This is a genomic window from Pseudomonas sp. QLc11A, from assembly GCF_052112305.1.
Lineage (GTDB): Bacteria > Pseudomonadota > Gammaproteobacteria > Pseudomonadales > Pseudomonadaceae > Aquipseudomonas > Aquipseudomonas laurylsulfatiphila.
Window position 1 is genome coordinate 114,107 of record NZ_JAVAJJ010000012.1, and the last position, 15,154, is coordinate 129,260.

Below are 15,154 nucleotides of genomic sequence, written 5' to 3' on the forward strand. Positions count from 1 at the left end.
AAATTTTATGCCATGGCAACTTCTTGTTACAGGTTGGTGATAATCTCGCTGTTCCCCTCTCCCCAGATTTCCCCGCAGATGCCCAGCCAAGAGCCCTTGCTGTTACGTCACCATCGCCCTTTTCTCGCGTTCTGGCTGGCCCGGATCTTTACCGCCAGCGGCTTCCAGATGCTCACCGTGGCCATCGGCTGGAACCTGTATCAATTGACCGGCAATGTGCTCGACCTGGGCCTGGTCGGCTTGGTCGAGTTCGCCCCGCGCGTGCTATTCATGCTGCACACAGGGCACGTCGCCGACCGCTATGACCGGCGCAAGGTCGCGGCGATCTGCCAGTCCTTGCAGGCATTGATCGCCCTGTCGCTGGCCATTGGCAGCGCGACCGACCATGTCACTCGGGAAATGATCTTTATCCTGGCCTTCCTGCTCGGTGCCGCGCGTTCCTTTGAAATGCCGACCACCCAGGCCCTGCTGCCAAGCATCGTACCCAGCGCGCTGTTTCCCCGGGCCGTGGCCGCCGCACAATCGGCCCAGCAATCAGCCACCATCGTCGCCCCGGCCCTCGGCGGTTTGCTCTACGCCTTCGGCAGTGTCTGGGTGTATGGCCCCACGGTGCTGCTGTATGTCATCGCCTGTTCGCTGATGCTCAACCTGCCGGCCCGGCAGACGCCGCTGAACAAGGGCAAGGCCACGCTGGATTCACTGCTCGCGGGCATCCGCTTCATCCGCAGTCGTCCGGACATTCTCGGGGCGATCTCCCTCGATCTGTTCGCGGTGCTATTGGGGGGTGCCACGGCACTGCTGCCGGTGTTCGCCAAGGACATTCTGCTGACCGGCCCGTGGGGACTGGGCCTGTTGCGCTCGGCACCGGCAGTGGGTGCGCTGCTGATGTCGCTGTTCCTGGCGCGGTTTGCCGTGGAGCGCAACGTCGGGCGGGTGATGTTCACCGCCGTGGGCATCTTCGGCGTGGCAACCATCGCGTTCGGCCTGTCGACCTCGTTCTGGTTTTCCCTGGCGGTGTTGGTGGTGTTGGGCGCGGCAGACATGATCAGCATGGTGATCCGCGCCTCGTTCGTTCAACTGGAAACCCCGGACGAAATGCGCGGCCGGGTCAGTGCTGTGAACGGTCTGTTCATTGGTGCCTCGAACCAGTTGGGCGAATTCGAATCGGGCCTGACTGCCCACTGGTTCGGCACCGTGCCAGCCGTGGTCATGGGCGGGATCGGCACGCTGGTGGTGACCGGGGTGTGGGTCAAACTATTCCCGACCCTGGCCAGCCGCGATCGCATGCACGTGGCTAAAGATGAAGAGAAGCAAGAGGCGAAAGTCCAAGCAGGCTAAACCAACAATTCCCCCGCCACCGCCGCACGTGTGGCTTTTCCACAGAGTTGTTCCACCAGCGCCAGGGCAAATGCCAATGCGCCAGCCGAGCCCTGGGCGGTGATGCAGTTGCCATCGACCACTACCGGTTGATCGACGAAGTTACAGCCCAACAGTTGATGGCTGGCCGATGGCAGACAGGTCATGCGCCGTTGACGCAAAACGCCAAAGGCTTGCAGCGCCACGGCGGGCGCTTCGGCGATGCCGGCGAACAGGCGACCGGCTGCCGCCTGATCCTTGATCAATTGTTGCAGGGGTTGGTGGGCCGCCAAGTGCTGTGCCCCCACAGCGCCACCCGGCAAGGCGATCAGGTCGAAAGGCTGCGCCAGCAAGTCCACCAGCATGGCATCGGACGTCAGCCGAGTGCCGCGTGCGCAAGTGAGCATGCGCCGCCCTTCGATACTGGCCACCACCACTTCTATTTTGGCGCGGCGCAGTACGTCGATCAGGGTCACGGTCTGCAGGTCATCGGTACCCTCGGCGAGGGCAATCAAGGCTCTAAAGGTCATCAGGTACTGTCCACGGAATGATCTTTTAAGCGTAGTCAGCTTTCCCGCGCCTTGTTCGAGACATGTGGCTACTGGATGTAAAGCTGCGTCGACATCGTATTGCCGGGCGCATTGATCGAGGTATTGCTGAAGGTCAATGTGCCTTCCTGCTTACCCGCCAGATCGAGTGCATACAAATAGCCGACGGTTTTTTCCCCGGGGGTGCAACTGGTCAGGTTGCCGTTCTTGAACGCGCAGACCGGTGTGCGGGTGCCATTCACTTCAAAACCGTCCAGGGCGACATGGGCCTCACGTCCATAACCCACTTCCAGCACGTACACCGTGATGTTCGGGCCATTGTGATCGCAGCGCGTGCGGGTTTGCCCTTCGTCGATATTTTCAACGCCACAGGACGGCGACGCGACTTTGAGCACTTTCAATTGACTCAATGGCGGGGCCGATGCCGCCGTGGCCGTTTGCGCCCCGAGAAGCAACGCCATCAATACGCCGAACACGCTAACCAGACGCCTTTTCATGCAGTCCTTTCCACCCCCGAAAAACCAGCGCGCAGTATGGCGCACTTGGCTTTGTCGCAAAACATCGACGACGATCACCGCCATAAGCAGCCATATTCCCAAGCTACTGGTATGATGCGCGGCTTTTTCCGGCCCACAGTAATTTCCAGGCGCGTTCTGCTGCCTGTGCTTTGCTGTTGAGGTCGATACATTCACGGCGCCCGGCGCGCCACGGGGAGCAGACATGCTGGAAAGGCTGTTTCAACTCAAGGCACACAACACCAACGTGCGGACCGAGATTCTGGCGGGCGTCACGACCTTTTTGGCCATGGCCTACATTCTGTTCGTCAACCCGAGCATCCTCGGCGAGACCGGCATGGACAAGGGCGCGGTGTTTGTCGCCACCTGTCTGGCAGCTGCCATCGGCTCGACGACCATGGGCCTGATCGCCAACTACCCGATCGCCCTCGCGCCGGGCATGGGCCTGAACGCCTTCTTTACCTACACCGTGGTCCTGCACATGGGCCATACCTGGCAAGTGGCGCTCGGCGCGGTATTCATCTCGGCAGTGTGTTTCTTCCTGCTGTCGATCTTCCGCATCCGTGAATGGATCATCAACAGCATCCCGTTGCCACTGCGTTCGGCCATTGCTGCGGGTATCGGCCTGTTCCTGGCGCTGATCGCCCTGCACAACGCCGGCATCGTGGTCAGCAACCAGGCGACCATGGTCGGCCTCGGCGACCTGAAACAACCGGCTCCGATCCTCGCCACCCTCGGTTTTGCCCTGATCGTCGCGCTTGAGGCCCTTGCCGTGCGCGGTGCGGTGCTGATCGGCATTCTGGTGGTGACCATCGTTTCGATCGTGATGGGCTTCACCCCGTTCGGCGGCGTGATGTCGATGCCGCCGTCGCTGGCCCCGACCTTCCTGCAACTGGACATCAAGGGCGCACTGGACATCGGTCTGGTCAGCGTGATCTTCGCCTTCCTGTTCGTCGACCTGTTCGACAACTCCGGCACCCTGATCGGCGTTGCCAAGCGTGCCGGCCTGATGGGCAAGGACGGCCACATGCCGAAAATGGGCCGCGCGCTCATCGCCGACAGCACCGCAGCCATGGCCGGTTCCCTGCTGGGCACCTCGACCACCACCAGCTACATCGAATCCGCCGCTGGCGTGAGTGCCGGTGGCCGCACCGGTTTGACCGCCATCGTGGTGGCATTCCTGTTCCTGCTGGCGCTGTTCTTCTCGCCACTGGCCGCCAGTGTTCCAGCCTTCGCCACTGCACCGGCCCTGCTGTTCGTCGCCGTGCTGATGACATCCGGCCTGGCCGAAATAGACTGGGACGACATTACCGTCGCCGCGCCCGTGGTGATCACCGCGCTGGCGATGCCGTTCACCTATTCCATCGCCAATGGCATCGCCTTCGGTTTCATTTCCTGGACCGCCATCAAGCTGATGTCCGGCCGTGGCCGTGAACTGAACCCGGCGCTGGTGATCCTGTCGATTCTGTTCGTGATCAAGCTGGGTTGGTTCAACGCATGACTTTTGATTCCCAGGCCTATGCCGTTCAACTCGAAGAAAAGGTCACGCGTTTGCGTGACCTGCTGGCCCCGTTCGATGCACCCGAGCCAGCCGTTTTCGATTCGCCGCTGAAAAACTTCCGCCTGCGCGCCGAGTTCCGCCTGTGGCGTGAGGCCGGCGAGCGGCATTACGCGATGTTTTCCCAGGAAGACAAACGCACGCCCATCCTGATCGAAGAGTTCCCGATTGCCAGCCTGCGCATCAACCAGTTGATGCCGCAGCTCAAGGCCGCGTGGCAAGCCAGTGCGGCCCTGAGTCACAAGCTGTTCCAGGTGGAGTTCCTGACCACGCTGGCCGGCGACGCAATGATCACCCTGTGCTATCACCGTCCGCTGGACGAGCACTGGCATGCGGCGGCTTCAAAACTGGCGACGGACCTGAACGTCAGCATCATCGGTCGCTCCAAGGGCAAGCGCGAAGTCATCGGTCACGATTACGTGGTCGAGCAACTGGACGTCGGCGGCCGCACCTTCAGCTACCGCCAGCCGGAAGGCGCGTTCACCCAGCCCAACGGTACGGTGAACCAGAAGATGCTCAACTGGGCGTACGATGCGCTCGGGGATCGCTCCGATGATTTGCTGGAGCTGTATTGCGGCAACGGCAACTTCACCCTGCCCCTCGCCACCCGCGTACGCAAAGTGCTCGCCACCGAAATCAGCAAGACCTCGGTCAACGCGGCGCTGAGCAATCTCAGCGAAAACGCTGTGGATAACGTCACCCTGGTGCGCTTGTCCGCCGAAGAGCTGACCGAAGCCCTGAACGAAGTGCGTCCGTTCCGCCGCCTGCACGGCATCGACCTCAAGAGCTACGAGTTCGGCAGCGTGTTCGTCGACCCGCCCCGCGCCGGCATGGACCCGGACACCTGCGAGCTGACCCGGCGCTTCGACAACATCCTGTACATCTCCTGCAATCCGGAGACTCTGGCAGCCAACATCGCCCAACTGCACGACACCCACCGCATCAGCCGGTGCGCGATGTTCGACCAGTTCCCGTGGACCCATCACATGGAATCCGGGGTGATGCTGACCCGGCGTTGATGGCATCTGCCAGGCACAAAAAAGCCGTCTTCACGACGGCTTTTTTGTGGGCACTTACACGACAACATCGACCTTGCGCGGGCGCCCGCCTTTCCTGCCGTTGGCCCGCGCGGCTTCAGACTTTGCGGCGCTGCTCTGGCGACCATTGCGCGAAGCGACGACCGAGGCCGCCATGGCCATCAACGGCTTGCTCGCAGAAATCATCCCGGCGATAGACACATGCAGGTCCTTGCCTTCATGGCACAGTGCAGTCCCCGCATAGCCGACAGTCAGGCTGGCGTAGTCCTGCAACTCAAAATCATCGAACTCCGGATAGTTGGCCACGGGCAACAATACGCCGCTGCCGTCTTCGAAGACTACTGCCAGACAGGGGGTCAGACAGGGAGCCAGGTAGGTAACCGCTGTCGCTTGCAGGCTATTTTTTCTACGTAGTTCGCCCCGTTCAATGGCTTTGTCCAGGCTACTTTCCGTTACGGGATTATCGGCCTGAACCTTGGCTTTTATCGTTTTCATAACTCGATCTCCACACTTTCCTGTGCACCGATCAGGGACAGCAATGTCTTGTTCGATTCAGGTACGTAGCAAGCCGATCCAATCATATTGGTCGTGCTGACAACCCTTTTCACCACAACGACTTCGTTGCTTTGCCAGTCCCATAGTTGATTATCAAGACAGGCCGTTTGTAGTTTTCGCCACCAGATGCCGCGGGCGCGTCGCAAATGGGCAGGTTGCTTGAGCGATTGGCGCAAACCCTCAAGCACCGCCAATGGCGGCCGACGCGAAAGCGGAACGACATCCCAGAGCTCGACACCGTTGTGCCAAAAGCTGAACCTGAATCTCGCACTCCACGTACCCGCTTCCACATGCGCATGAGGCGGACAATGCTCGTCTCGCAACATGATAACTACCGACAGTCCTTTGAAACTGCATACCTTCATGCTAACCCATCCGTTAGGTTTTTGAATCCGAAGATCCGGCATTCCCTGGAAAATCCGACCGCTGGCATTGGAAGCCGAATCATTTCTCCCGTCCTCAGGCTAGCGTTCTGGTGCTTCCCGGACCTGCGTAACACCGCGCGAATTGGTAAGAAATCCTTTCTTTACAGCGCTGGCACCTGATAAATACTGATCCAGCGTCTTCATCTGATCCCCGGTGTAATCAATCATGCAGCGACAATTCGACGATCTTCAGTTGGGCAGCATTGAGCTGTTTTGCCTGGCCGCCGAGGCTGGCAGTTTTACTGCCGCGGCGCTGGTGGCAGGTGTCACGCCCGCTGCCGTGAGCCGATCGGTGTCACGCATGGAAGAACGCCTGGGCGTGCGACTGTTCGCGCGCACCACGCGTAGCGTGAAGCTCACTGACAGTGGTCGCCGTTATTACGAAGAATGTCGCCAGGCCCTTGCGCAACTGGTCGAGGCCCAGCGCGAGGTCATGGGCCAGCAGCAAGTGCCGTCCGGTACTTTGCGCATCAGTATTCCGACCACCTACGCGCATCATCGAATCCTGCCGCTGCTGCCCGAATTTCGGGCGCGCTATCCCGCGGTGAAAGTCGAGTCGCATATCAGCAATCGCAACATCGATTTCGTCGGCGAAGGCTACGACATGGCGATTCGCGTGCGAGCCATCCCGGATTCCGGCCTGATCGCCCGACAGTTGGAAGATGCCGCCCTGGTGCTGATCGCCAGCCCTGATTACCTGAAACAGGCCGGCATTCCGCAAACCCTCGACGACCTCGAACACCACGAATGCATTCAATACGAGTTACCCAGCAGCGGCCGACGCATTGCCTGGTTGTTCAACGATGAAGGCGTGCCCCGGGAGATTCTGGCCGAGGGCAACCTCAGTTGTTCCGATGATGTATTGGGCGGGGTGACGCTGGCCAAACACGGGGCAGGGTTGTTTCAGACCTATCGTTTTATCGTGGAAAAGGAACTGGCCGACGGCTCACTGGTGGAAGTGCTCAAGCCCTATGGCGGGCGCTCGCGACCTTTCACCCTGCTGTACCCGCAAAGTCGACATGTACCGCTGCGCTTGAGGGCGTTCATTGATTTTCTGGTGGAACATTTGCCGCGCTGAACACAGAAAGTGTCCGATCATCGCCCACAAACCGCCAGCGTGCCCTCTCTTCAATTGACCGAATTAACTAGTTAGTACAATTTATCTCCACAGGCTGAGAACCATGGCCGATTCCAACAATAAAAAGTGGAGAGATTCCGATGTCCCCTATCGTTCTGGTGCTCAACGGCCCGAACCTGAACCTGCTCGGCACCCGTGAACCGGCGACTTACGGCCACGAAACCCTGGCAGACATTTCGGCCCTGTGCGGACGCGCCGCCGAAGAGTTCGGCCTGGCGGTGGAGTTTCGCCAGACCAACCATGAGGGCGAATTGCTCGACTGGATTCACGCGGCCCGCGGTCGCTGCGCCGGGATCGTCATCAATCCCGCCGCGTGGACTCACACCTCGGTCGCCATCCGCGACGCCCTGGTCGCCAGCGAGCTGCCGGTCATCGAAGTCCACCTGTCCAACGTGCACGCCCGCGAGACCTTCCGCCACCACTCGTTCGTATCCGCTATTGCAACGGCGGTGATGGCCGGCTTCGGCAGTCACGGCTATCGCCTGGCGCTGGAACACTTCAGTCATCGTTTGAAGGGGTGATCGCCGTGACTCAGAACAACGTGATACTGGCCGGGCTGATCGGCGCCGGCATCCAGGCTTCCCGCACACCGGCCTTGCACGAGCATGAAGGTGATGCCCAAGGGCTGCGCTACCTCTATCGTCTGATTGATCTTGATCAGTTGAAGCTCGACAGCAACGCCTTGCCCGACCTGTTGATGGCCGCCGAGCGCATGAACTTCACCGGTTTGAACATCACCTTTCCCTGCAAACAGGCAATCATCCCGCTGCTGGACGAACTCTCGCCGGAGGCCCGCGGTATCGGTGCGGTCAACACGGTGGTGCTCAAGGACGGCAAACGCATCGGCCACAACACCGATTGCCTGGGCTTTGCCGAGGGCTTTCGACGGGGTCTGAAAGGCGTTGCCGTTGAACGTGTCGTCCAGATGGGCGCCGGCGGCGCAGGGGCGGCGGTGGCCCACGCCCTGTTGAGCGAAGGCGTACGGCAACTGAGCATTTTTGACGTGGACATCCGCCGCGCCCAGGATCTGGCCGACAACCTCAATCAGCATTTCGGTGTCGGTCTGGCGATGACCGGGTATGACCTGCCGAGCGCCTTGGCCCAGGCTGACGGCCTGGTCAACACCACGCCGATGGGCATGAAAAAACTGCCGGGTATGCCGGTGCCGGTCGAGTTGCTTCGAGCCGAGTTGTGGGTGGCGGAGATCGTTTACTTCCCGCTGGAAACCGAACTGCTGCGCAACGCCCGCGCCCTCGGTTGCCGCACGCTGGACGGCGGCAACATGGCGGTGTTTCAGGCGGTGAAGGCATTCGAGCTGTTCAGCGGCGTGGTGCCGGATGCCCAGAGAATGCTCGAGCATTTCCAGGGCATGAAGGACTGAAGATCAAAAAATCGCAGCCTTCGGCAGCTCCTACGTCAATCGCATTGATCTGTAGGAAATGCCGAAGGCTGCGATCTTTTCAAGCCTGCAAATAACGCAGCACTGATTCGCAAATCATCTCCCGATGACGCTGCTTGATGCGCTCATCCGGCAAGTCGATCTGGAAAATCTCGCCCACGGTATGGCGGTTCGAGACGCGATAAAAGCAGAACGAGCTGATCAGCAGATGCACATCCAGCGGCACCAGGCCGGCGCGGAATACACCCTCTTCAACGCCCCGACGCAGGATCACATCGAGGGAATCGAGAACGGTATTGTTCATCGCCCTGATCGCATCGGAGCGCTTCACGTACTCGGCGTTGTGAATGTTTTCGATGCTGACGATGCGCACGAAATCGACGTTGCGATCATGGTGATCGAATGTGAATTCAACCAGCCGCCGAATCGCTTCCATCGGTGCCAGTTCGGTCAGGTGCAAACGGCTTTCAGTGCTGCGGATATCGCCGTAAAGTTTTTCCAGGACCTCGACGTAGAGCTGCTCCTTGCTGCCGAAGTAGTAGTAGATCATGCGCTTGGAGGTGTGGATGCGCTCGGCGATGGCATCGACGCGGGCCCCGGAAAGCCCCTGCTGGACGAATTCGACAATCGCCTCCTGCAGGATGTTTTCGCGGGTCTTTTCCGGGTTGTTCTTGCGACTCTTGCGCGGCTCGGTACCAGGTTCTACGGAGGCTGCGGGGAGTTCTGAAGTCATTGTCATTGCGGGCTCACGGCCATCACTGCACAGGCTGGCGATTATGGGCTGCGCGGCACGGTGAAGGAAGCCGCGCGGCCCACGTTTAATCCCGCGTTTACGAATTTCCTACAACTTGGCCTGACGGATGGCTCCGCTTCGGGATTTGGCCATGGCCGCCAACCGCACCGCGACGTTGGCCGCGCCGTAGCCGGCGTATCCGTTTTTACGCTGGATGATTTCAAAGAAAAACCGCCCCTCGAACGGCTCGGTATACACGTGAAACAGCTCCCCGCCCTGGGCGTCGCGGTCATACAACACGTTGTAGTAGGCCAGTTCGCTGAGGAAATCGTCGTCGAAGTCAAACCGCGCCGCCAGGTCATCGTAGTAGTTGAGCGGGATATCCAGCAGCGGCACGCCCGCCTCTTTTGCACGGCTGACCTGGGCAAAGATGTCATCACAATCAAAGGCTATGTGATGCACTCCAGAGCCGCGATAACTCGACAGCGCGTGTGAGATCGCGGTGTTGCGGTTCTCGGAAATGTTCAGCGGCAAGCGGATCGAACTGTCGCGACTGCGCAAGGCACGGCTCTTCACCAGACCATAAGGATCCGGCAGCACCACTTCATCGTCCGCTTCGAAATCCAGCAGGCTCTTGTAGAACAGCACCCAACTGTCGAGGCTGTCGGCCGGCAGCGCCATGGCCATGTGGTCAATGCGCTTGAGGCCGCCGCTGACAGGCGCTTGCAGGTACAGATTGAAGTCCGTGCCATAAACATCGGCGTGTTGATCCACCAGATAGATCAGGCTGCCATCCGGCGCACGCACCGCCGCCAGCTCCAGTTCGTTGGGGCCGACCAGCCCGCGATAGGGCTGGCCCTTGTAGGCTACGGCGCGGGCCAGCGCACTGGCGCTGTCCTTGACCCGCACGGCCGTAGCGCACAGCGAAGGGCCGTGGGCTTCGAAAAAGCTATGGCCGAAGGAGTACGGTTCGGAGTTGAGGATCAGGTTGATATCGCCCTGACGCAACAGGCTGACGCTCTTGGAGCGATGCTGCCCGGCCTTGACGAAACCCAGTCGCTCCAGCCAATGGGAGAGCTTGGCGCCGAGGCTTTCATCCACGGCGAATTCGAGAAATTCGATGCCGTTGTACTCGCTGGCCTTGGGTGTTTCGAACAGAATCTCAGGGCTGGCCATTGGCTTGGCTTCCTGAGCCAGACGCTCGCGGGTTTTCTCTTCCAGGTACAACAACGAGCGCAAGCCGTCGGCGGCATTGGCCCGTGGCGGCGCGGCGCGGAAGCCGTCGTTGAAGATCTCCAGCGACAATGGCCCGGTGTAGCCGCTCTGGATGATCGGCGCGAGGAACCCTGGCAAGTCGAACTCACCCTGGCCCGGGAAGCAGCGAAAATGCCGGCTCCACTCCAGCACGTCCATGGCCAGGATCGGTGCGTCGGCCATTTGCACGAAGAAGATCTTGTCGCCGGGAATCTCGGCGATAGAACTTGGATCGCCCTTGAGCGACAAGGTGTGAAAGCTGTCCAGCAACACGCCAAGGCTTGGATGATCGGCCTGACGCACGATGTTCCACACCTGTTGATAGGTGTTCACATGCCGGCCCCAGGCCAGCGCTTCATAACCGATGCGTAGACCACGGGCCCCGGCACGCTCAGCCAGCAGTCGCAAATCATCGACCAGAATCTGTTCATCACCGGTGGAGTCGGCCGACGCGTTGCTGCACACCAGCACCAGGTCGGTGCCCAGTTCCTGCATCAGGTCGAATTTGCGCTCGGCACGTTCCAGATTGCGCGACAGCCGATCACGCCGGCAGCCTTCGAAATCACGAAAAGGTTGAAACAGGGTGATGGCGATCCCGAGATCGGCGCACATCTGTTTAATTTCCCGTGGGCTGCCGTCGTAGTAGAGAAGGTCGTTCTCGAAAATCTCCACACCGTCAAACCCGGCGGCGGCAATGGCTTCGAGTTTTTCCGGCAGGGTACCGCTCAAGGATACGGTGGCAATGGAACGCTGCATATTTCGACTCCCGTTAATGGGGACTATCTTGTTAGGGGGCATCGCACGCCCGATTCCTGTAGGAGCTGCCGGAGGCTCGGGCCGCGTTCGGACGATCTTTTGATTTTGCTTTTTCAAGATCAAAAGATCGCAGCCTTCGGTCGCTCCTACAGGGGTAGTGTTTGTCCTGGGTAAATTATTGGCCTGGCGATCCCGCACAGCAATTCAAAGTGTACTATCTGGTTAGTTTTGTGTTCGATTATCGAACACAATGGTGGTTGGCGAATTGACGATTTTTTGTCCACTGCGCAACATCAACACCACATTGGGTCCGGTCATGAATCACCGGCTCCCGGTTAACAAGACCCAGAACACCACATAAAAATTTCAAAAAACGGGTATACGCTCATGCGCTCCTTCAACGCCTTGCTCGATCACTCAACCGTCATTACGCCTTGCCTGGCGTCCATCCGCCCCCCGCGCACCGCTGGCACTCGCGTGCCGCTCGCTGAATAACTCGTCAGCCCGACGAACACAGCCGATCAGTCCAACCGCGCCCGTCGCCATCGATTGATCACGCGCCCTTGAAGTCCCGACGAGCTTCGCTTGTCAGTCATTGAACGGATGGCACACATGAATCCTGCACCTAGCTCACGCATGGCTCCGGCCATGAGCGCCGCCTCTGGCGGCATCGGCGACAAAATCCGCGGCGCCATGGCGGTCGGCAAAACCCGTTGGGGCATGCTGGCGCTGGTGTTTTTCGCCACTACCCTGAACTACATCGACCGCGCCGCCCTGGGCGTGATGCAGCCCATCCTGGCCAAGGAGATGAGCTGGACGGCGATGGACTATGCCAACATCAACTTCTGGTTCCAGGTCGGTTACGCCATCGGCTTCGTGCTGCAAGGCCGCTTGATCGACCGGGTCGGCGTCAAGCGCGTGTTCTTCTGCGCGGTGCTGCTCTGGAGCCTGGCAACCGGCGCCCACGGCCTGGCCACTTCGGCGGTCGGCTTCATGGTCTGCCGCTTCATCCTCGGCCTGACCGAAGCGGCGAACTATCCGGCCTGCGTGAAAACCACGCGCCTGTGGTTCCCGGCCGGCGAGCGCGCCGTGGCCACCGGGATATTCAATGCCGGGACCAACGTCGGTGCGATGGTCACCCCGATGCTGCTGCCGCTGATCCTGCATGTCTGGGGCTGGCAAGCCGCGTTCCTGTGCATGTCGGCACTGGGCGGGATCTGGCTGGTGTGCTGGGGCTTGAAGTACTTCAACCCGGAAGAGCATCCAAGCGTCAAACAATCGGAACTGGACTACATCCAGAAAGAAGTCGAGCCGGAACAATCCCGCGTGCCGTTCTCGAAGATCCTGCGCATGCGCGGCACCTGGGCCTTCGCCCTCGCCTACTCGATGACCGCGCCGGTGTTCTGGTTCTACCTGTACTGGTTGCCGCCGTTCCTCAACCAGCAATACAACCTGGGCATCAACGTCACCCAGATGGGCATTCCGCTGATCATCATCTACCTTACTGCCGACTTCGGCAGCGTCGGCGGCGGCATCCTCTCCTCGTTCCTGATCGGTCGCGGTGTCAACCCGATCAAGGCGCGATTGATGTCCATGTTCCTGTTCGCCTGCTGCATCATCGGCGTCATCATGGCTGCCGGCTCCAGCAATCTTTGGGTCGCGGTGGCCGCCATCTCCCTGGCCATCGGCGCGCACCAGGCCTGGACCGCAAACATCTGGAGTCTGGTGATGGACTACACGCCCAAGCACATGATGAGTACGGTGTTCGGTTTCGGCGGCATGTGTGCGGCGATTGGCGGGATGTTCATGACTCAGTTGGTCGGCCATATCCTGACCGTCACCAACAACAACTACACCGTGCTGTTCACACTGATTCCGGCGATGTACTTCATTGCGCTGATCTGGATGTACTTCATGGCACCGCGCAAGATTCCGACCATCACCGACTAAAGAGTCATCAGTCCCTGTGGGAGCGAGCCTGCTCGCGAAAGCGGTACGTCAGCCAACGTCAATGTTGAATGACAGTCCGTCTTCGCGAGCAGGCTCGCTCCCACAGGTCTCTGATCATTGCCCTCCTAGCGGCGGCTTTGCTGCCAGGCCGCTGCCAACCCGCTGCAGCAGATCACGGCAATGCCGAGCACGGTGGTCAGTGTCGGCGTATGGGAAAACAGCAGCCAGCCCAGCAGGCCGGCGAAGATGATCTGGCAATAGCTGAACGGTGCCAGCAGTGCCGGTGCCGCGAGACGGAAAGCCTGGGTCAGGAAGAGGTGAGCCGTCATCCCGCAGGCTCCCAGAGCCAGCATCATCGCGCCATGCACCAGGTTCGGCGTCTGCCAGAAGAACGGCACCAGCGCACTCATCACCAGCGTGTTGCACAAGCCTGCGAAGAAGTTGCTGGTGGTCGGGCTGTCGATCTCGCTGAGCTTGCGCGTCAGCAGTTGATAGAAGCAGAAAAACAACGCCGAGCAGAACGGCAGCAACACCGCCGGGGTAAACAGATCACCACCGGGGTGAACGATGATCAGCACCCCGCTGAAACCGAAAATCACCGCCAACCATTGCCCACGCGTCACCCGCTCGCCAAGCAGCGGTACCGACAACGCGGTGACCAGCACCGGAGCGAGGAAGTTGACCGACGTGGCCTCGGCCAGCGGGATGTACATCAGCCCCGTGGTGAAAAACAGACTGGTGCCCAGCAGGCACAATGCCCGGATCAATTGCAGTAATGGCCGCTTGGTACGCAGCACCCGGAGTCCGGACTGCGGCAGGAAAATCCCGGCCATCAACAAGGTGTGAACCACGTAGCGCGCCCAGACCACCATGACAATGGGATAGAAACCGGAGAGGTATTTGGAAAAGGCGTCGTGGCTGGAAAACAGGAAGGTTGCGACAACGATCAGCAAGATCCCTTTGAAGGGCTGATTGACGCCGGAAAGCGGGGTGCTGACGGTCATTGGGTTTCCTTACTTGAAGTCAAAACATCGCAGGCAAGCGACGCTTCCACACAGTCAGCCTAGAGCATCTGGAAGGCGTCGCCTGCCCGCGATCAATACACAGCAGCGCTTACAACCGCGCCAACAATTCCCGGCTTTTATCCAGCGCCATCTGCGCCCGATCCAATCCACTCACGCCCTGCTCCAGCAACTGCACGGTGGGAATCTCCAGGCTCAACGGAATGTCAGCCGGCAAACCGCGCAACAACCCCGGCAGGTCACAATCGCCATCACCAGGGAAACGCCGTTCGTTACGCGCCTGACGCAAGATCTCCGCCATATCGGCTGGTCGTGGTCCTGCGACGTCACACAACTGTGCATACCGTAACCGTGAGGGGACAACTTTGACCAGTTCTTCCAACCGCGATCCAGAGCGGTCGAAGTGAAAAGCGTCGACCAATACGCCGCCGTTTTCGCATCCGGCGTTTTCCACGATTCGCGTGGCTTGTTGAAGATTGCGCGCATCGGTCCAGGGCATGAACTCCAGATTCGGGTGCAGCCCATAGGCTGCCGCCAGATCACAGAGCTCGGCAAAATGCTGCGTCAGCCGCCGTTCGTCAGGATCGTTACCGGCCACCAGCAACTCACTGGCGCCGAACTCGGCACCCACCGCCAGGATTTTCTCGAAATCGGCGACAACGGTTTCCGGCTTGAGCCGCAGGATTTCGACGTCCAGCACCCGAATTCCGGTATCGCGCAGACGCGCCAGGGTCTGGCGCCGCAATTCTTGGTCGGCCACCAGGGCAAAATGGTGCTCCTCCGGGGTCGCCGGTACCAGACGCAAGCCGACATGGCTGTAACCGGCCCGCGCGGCGACCTCGACCATGTCGGGCGGTGACAACTCCAGCACGGTCAGGCTGGCCAGGGAGAAGATACGCTCGCTCATG

Annotated in this window: 15 protein-coding genes and 1 pseudogene; 8 read left to right on the top strand and 8 right to left on the bottom strand. The window is 60.1% G+C overall.

Translation table 11 applies throughout. From position 1 onward, the window contains the following. The first annotated feature begins 78 nt into the window (after positions 1-78). The gene (locus tag Q8X48_RS18300) at positions 79-1,338 is read left to right on the top strand and encodes an MFS transporter (protein ID WP_407801033.1); all 1,260 of its coding nucleotides are present in this window, start codon (positions 79-81) and stop codon (positions 1,336-1,338) included. On the opposite strand, the gene Q8X48_RS18305 is transcribed toward Q8X48_RS18300, so the two are convergent. Then, positions 1,335-1,886: a DJ-1 family glyoxalase III gene (locus Q8X48_RS18305; protein ID WP_007975779.1), complete on the bottom strand. Its 552-nt coding sequence runs from the start codon at positions 1,884-1,886 to the stop codon at positions 1,335-1,337. The genes Q8X48_RS18300 and Q8X48_RS18305 overlap by 4 nt on opposite strands. Positions 1,887-1,954: 68 nt before the next feature. After that, positions 1,955-2,401 carry a DUF4879 domain-containing protein gene (locus Q8X48_RS18310; RefSeq protein ID WP_095965673.1) on the bottom strand — a complete coding sequence of 149 codons (447 nt, stop codon included), beginning with the start codon at positions 2,399-2,401 and terminating at the stop codon, positions 1,955-1,957. 223 nt (positions 2,402-2,624) lie between these two features. Here Q8X48_RS18310 and Q8X48_RS18315 point away from each other — a divergent pair, with 223 nt between their 5' ends. Together Q8X48_RS18315 and trmA are read left to right on the top strand one after the other, a co-directional pair. Then, positions 2,625-3,920, top strand: a complete 1,296-nt coding sequence (locus Q8X48_RS18315; protein ID WP_126047661.1) for an NCS2 family permease — start codon at positions 2,625-2,627, stop codon at positions 3,918-3,920. Next, a complete protein-coding gene (gene trmA, locus Q8X48_RS18320) occupies positions 3,917-4,996 on the top strand; it encodes a tRNA (uridine(54)-C5)-methyltransferase TrmA (protein ID WP_102702072.1) in 1,080 nt (359 codons plus the stop codon). Before Q8X48_RS18315 ends, trmA begins: the two co-directional genes overlap by 4 nt. Positions 4,997-5,050: 54 nt before the next feature. On the opposite strand, the gene Q8X48_RS18325 is transcribed toward trmA, so the two are convergent. Further along, positions 5,051-5,509 (bottom strand): DUF2442 domain-containing protein, encoded by a 459-nt coding sequence (locus Q8X48_RS18325; RefSeq protein ID WP_407801030.1) that lies wholly within the window; start codon positions 5,507-5,509, stop codon positions 5,051-5,053. Continuing rightward, positions 5,506-5,934, bottom strand: coding sequence for a hypothetical protein (locus Q8X48_RS18330; RefSeq protein ID WP_015096924.1), 429 nt, complete (start codon positions 5,932-5,934; stop codon positions 5,506-5,508). Before Q8X48_RS18330 ends, Q8X48_RS18325 begins: the two co-directional genes overlap by 4 nt. Positions 5,935-6,160: 226 nt before the next feature. Here Q8X48_RS18330 and Q8X48_RS18335 point away from each other — a divergent pair, with 226 nt between their 5' ends. The 3 genes from Q8X48_RS18335 to Q8X48_RS18345 all read left to right on the top strand — a co-directional run bounded on the left by Q8X48_RS18335 (position 6,161) and on the right by Q8X48_RS18345 (position 8,513). Next, a complete protein-coding gene (locus tag Q8X48_RS18335) occupies positions 6,161-7,072 on the top strand; it encodes a LysR family transcriptional regulator (protein WP_095965678.1) in 912 nt (303 codons plus the stop codon). A 140-nt stretch (positions 7,073-7,212) separates the two neighbouring features. Further along, on the top strand, positions 7,213-7,653 hold the full coding sequence (gene aroQ, locus Q8X48_RS18340; protein WP_015096926.1) for a type II 3-dehydroquinate dehydratase: 441 nt from the start codon (positions 7,213-7,215) through the stop codon (positions 7,651-7,653). A gap of 5 nt (positions 7,654-7,658) precedes the next feature. Beyond that, entirely contained in the window at positions 7,659-8,513 is an 855-nt protein-coding gene (locus Q8X48_RS18345; RefSeq protein WP_407801028.1) for a shikimate dehydrogenase, read from the top strand. Between the two features lie 79 nt (positions 8,514-8,592). On the opposite strand, the gene Q8X48_RS18350 is transcribed toward Q8X48_RS18345, so the two are convergent. Then, complete coding sequence (locus Q8X48_RS18350; protein WP_407801027.1) at positions 8,593-9,270, bottom strand: TetR family transcriptional regulator; 678 nt, start codon at positions 9,268-9,270, stop codon at positions 8,593-8,595. A 102-nt stretch (positions 9,271-9,372) separates the two neighbouring features. Further along, a complete protein-coding gene (gene quiC, locus Q8X48_RS18355; RefSeq protein WP_407801025.1) occupies positions 9,373-11,274 on the bottom strand; it encodes a 3-dehydroshikimate dehydratase QuiC in 1,902 nt (633 codons plus the stop codon). 612 nt (positions 11,275-11,886) lie between these two features. On the opposite strand from quiC, the gene Q8X48_RS18360 reads away from it, so the two are divergent. Continuing rightward, the gene (locus tag Q8X48_RS18360) at positions 11,887-13,224 is read left to right on the top strand and encodes an MFS transporter (RefSeq protein WP_407801023.1); all 1,338 of its coding nucleotides are present in this window, start codon (positions 11,887-11,889) and stop codon (positions 13,222-13,224) included. 16 nt (positions 13,225-13,240) lie between these two features. Continuing rightward, positions 13,241-13,336: pseudogene (locus tag Q8X48_RS18365) on the top strand (metal ABC transporter ATP-binding protein); the annotation flags it as partial. Between the two features lie 13 nt (positions 13,337-13,349). On the opposite strand, the gene Q8X48_RS18370 reads toward Q8X48_RS18365, so the two are convergent. Together Q8X48_RS18370 and Q8X48_RS18375 are read right to left on the bottom strand one after the other, a co-directional pair. Continuing rightward, positions 13,350-14,228, bottom strand: a complete 879-nt coding sequence (locus tag Q8X48_RS18370; RefSeq protein ID WP_095965683.1) for a DMT family transporter — start codon at positions 14,226-14,228, stop codon at positions 13,350-13,352. 109 nt (positions 14,229-14,337) lie between these two features. Further along, complete coding sequence (locus tag Q8X48_RS18375; RefSeq protein WP_095965684.1) at positions 14,338-15,153, bottom strand: sugar phosphate isomerase/epimerase family protein; 816 nt, start codon at positions 15,151-15,153, stop codon at positions 14,338-14,340. Position 15,154 lies beyond the last annotated feature (1 nt).

What these genes read in the sequence shown, in the direction of transcription:
- Q8X48_RS18300 (WP_407801033.1), top strand. Translation starts at nt 79, where the DNA reads ATGCCCAGCCAAGAGCCCTTGCTGTTACGTCACCATCGCCCTTTTCTC.
- Q8X48_RS18305 (WP_007975779.1), bottom strand. Translation starts at nt 1,886, where the DNA reads ATGACCTTTAGAGCCTTGATTGCCCTCGCCGAGGGTACCGATGACCTG.
- Q8X48_RS18310 (WP_095965673.1), bottom strand. Translation starts at nt 2,401, where the DNA reads ATGAAAAGGCGTCTGGTTAGCGTGTTCGGCGTATTGATGGCGTTGCTT.
- Q8X48_RS18315 (WP_126047661.1), top strand. Translation starts at nt 2,625, where the DNA reads ATGCTGGAAAGGCTGTTTCAACTCAAGGCACACAACACCAACGTGCGG.
- trmA (WP_102702072.1), top strand. Translation starts at nt 3,917, where the DNA reads ATGACTTTTGATTCCCAGGCCTATGCCGTTCAACTCGAAGAAAAGGTC.
- Q8X48_RS18325 (WP_407801030.1), bottom strand. Translation starts at nt 5,509, where the DNA reads ATGAAAACGATAAAAGCCAAGGTTCAGGCCGATAATCCCGTAACGGAA.
- Q8X48_RS18330 (WP_015096924.1), bottom strand. Translation starts at nt 5,934, where the DNA reads ATGAAGGTATGCAGTTTCAAAGGACTGTCGGTAGTTATCATGTTGCGA.
- Q8X48_RS18335 (WP_095965678.1), top strand. Translation starts at nt 6,161, where the DNA reads ATGCAGCGACAATTCGACGATCTTCAGTTGGGCAGCATTGAGCTGTTT.
- aroQ (WP_015096926.1), top strand. Translation starts at nt 7,213, where the DNA reads ATGTCCCCTATCGTTCTGGTGCTCAACGGCCCGAACCTGAACCTGCTC.
- Q8X48_RS18350 (WP_407801027.1), bottom strand. Translation starts at nt 9,270, where the DNA reads ATGACAATGACTTCAGAACTCCCCGCAGCCTCCGTAGAACCTGGTACC.
- quiC (WP_407801025.1), bottom strand. Translation starts at nt 11,274, where the DNA reads ATGCAGCGTTCCATTGCCACCGTATCCTTGAGCGGTACCCTGCCGGAA.
- Q8X48_RS18360 (WP_407801023.1), top strand. Translation starts at nt 11,887, where the DNA reads ATGAATCCTGCACCTAGCTCACGCATGGCTCCGGCCATGAGCGCCGCC.
- Q8X48_RS18370 (WP_095965683.1), bottom strand. Translation starts at nt 14,228, where the DNA reads ATGACCGTCAGCACCCCGCTTTCCGGCGTCAATCAGCCCTTCAAAGGG.
- Q8X48_RS18375 (WP_095965684.1), bottom strand. Translation starts at nt 15,153, where the DNA reads ATGAGCGAGCGTATCTTCTCCCTGGCCAGCCTGACCGTGCTGGAGTTG.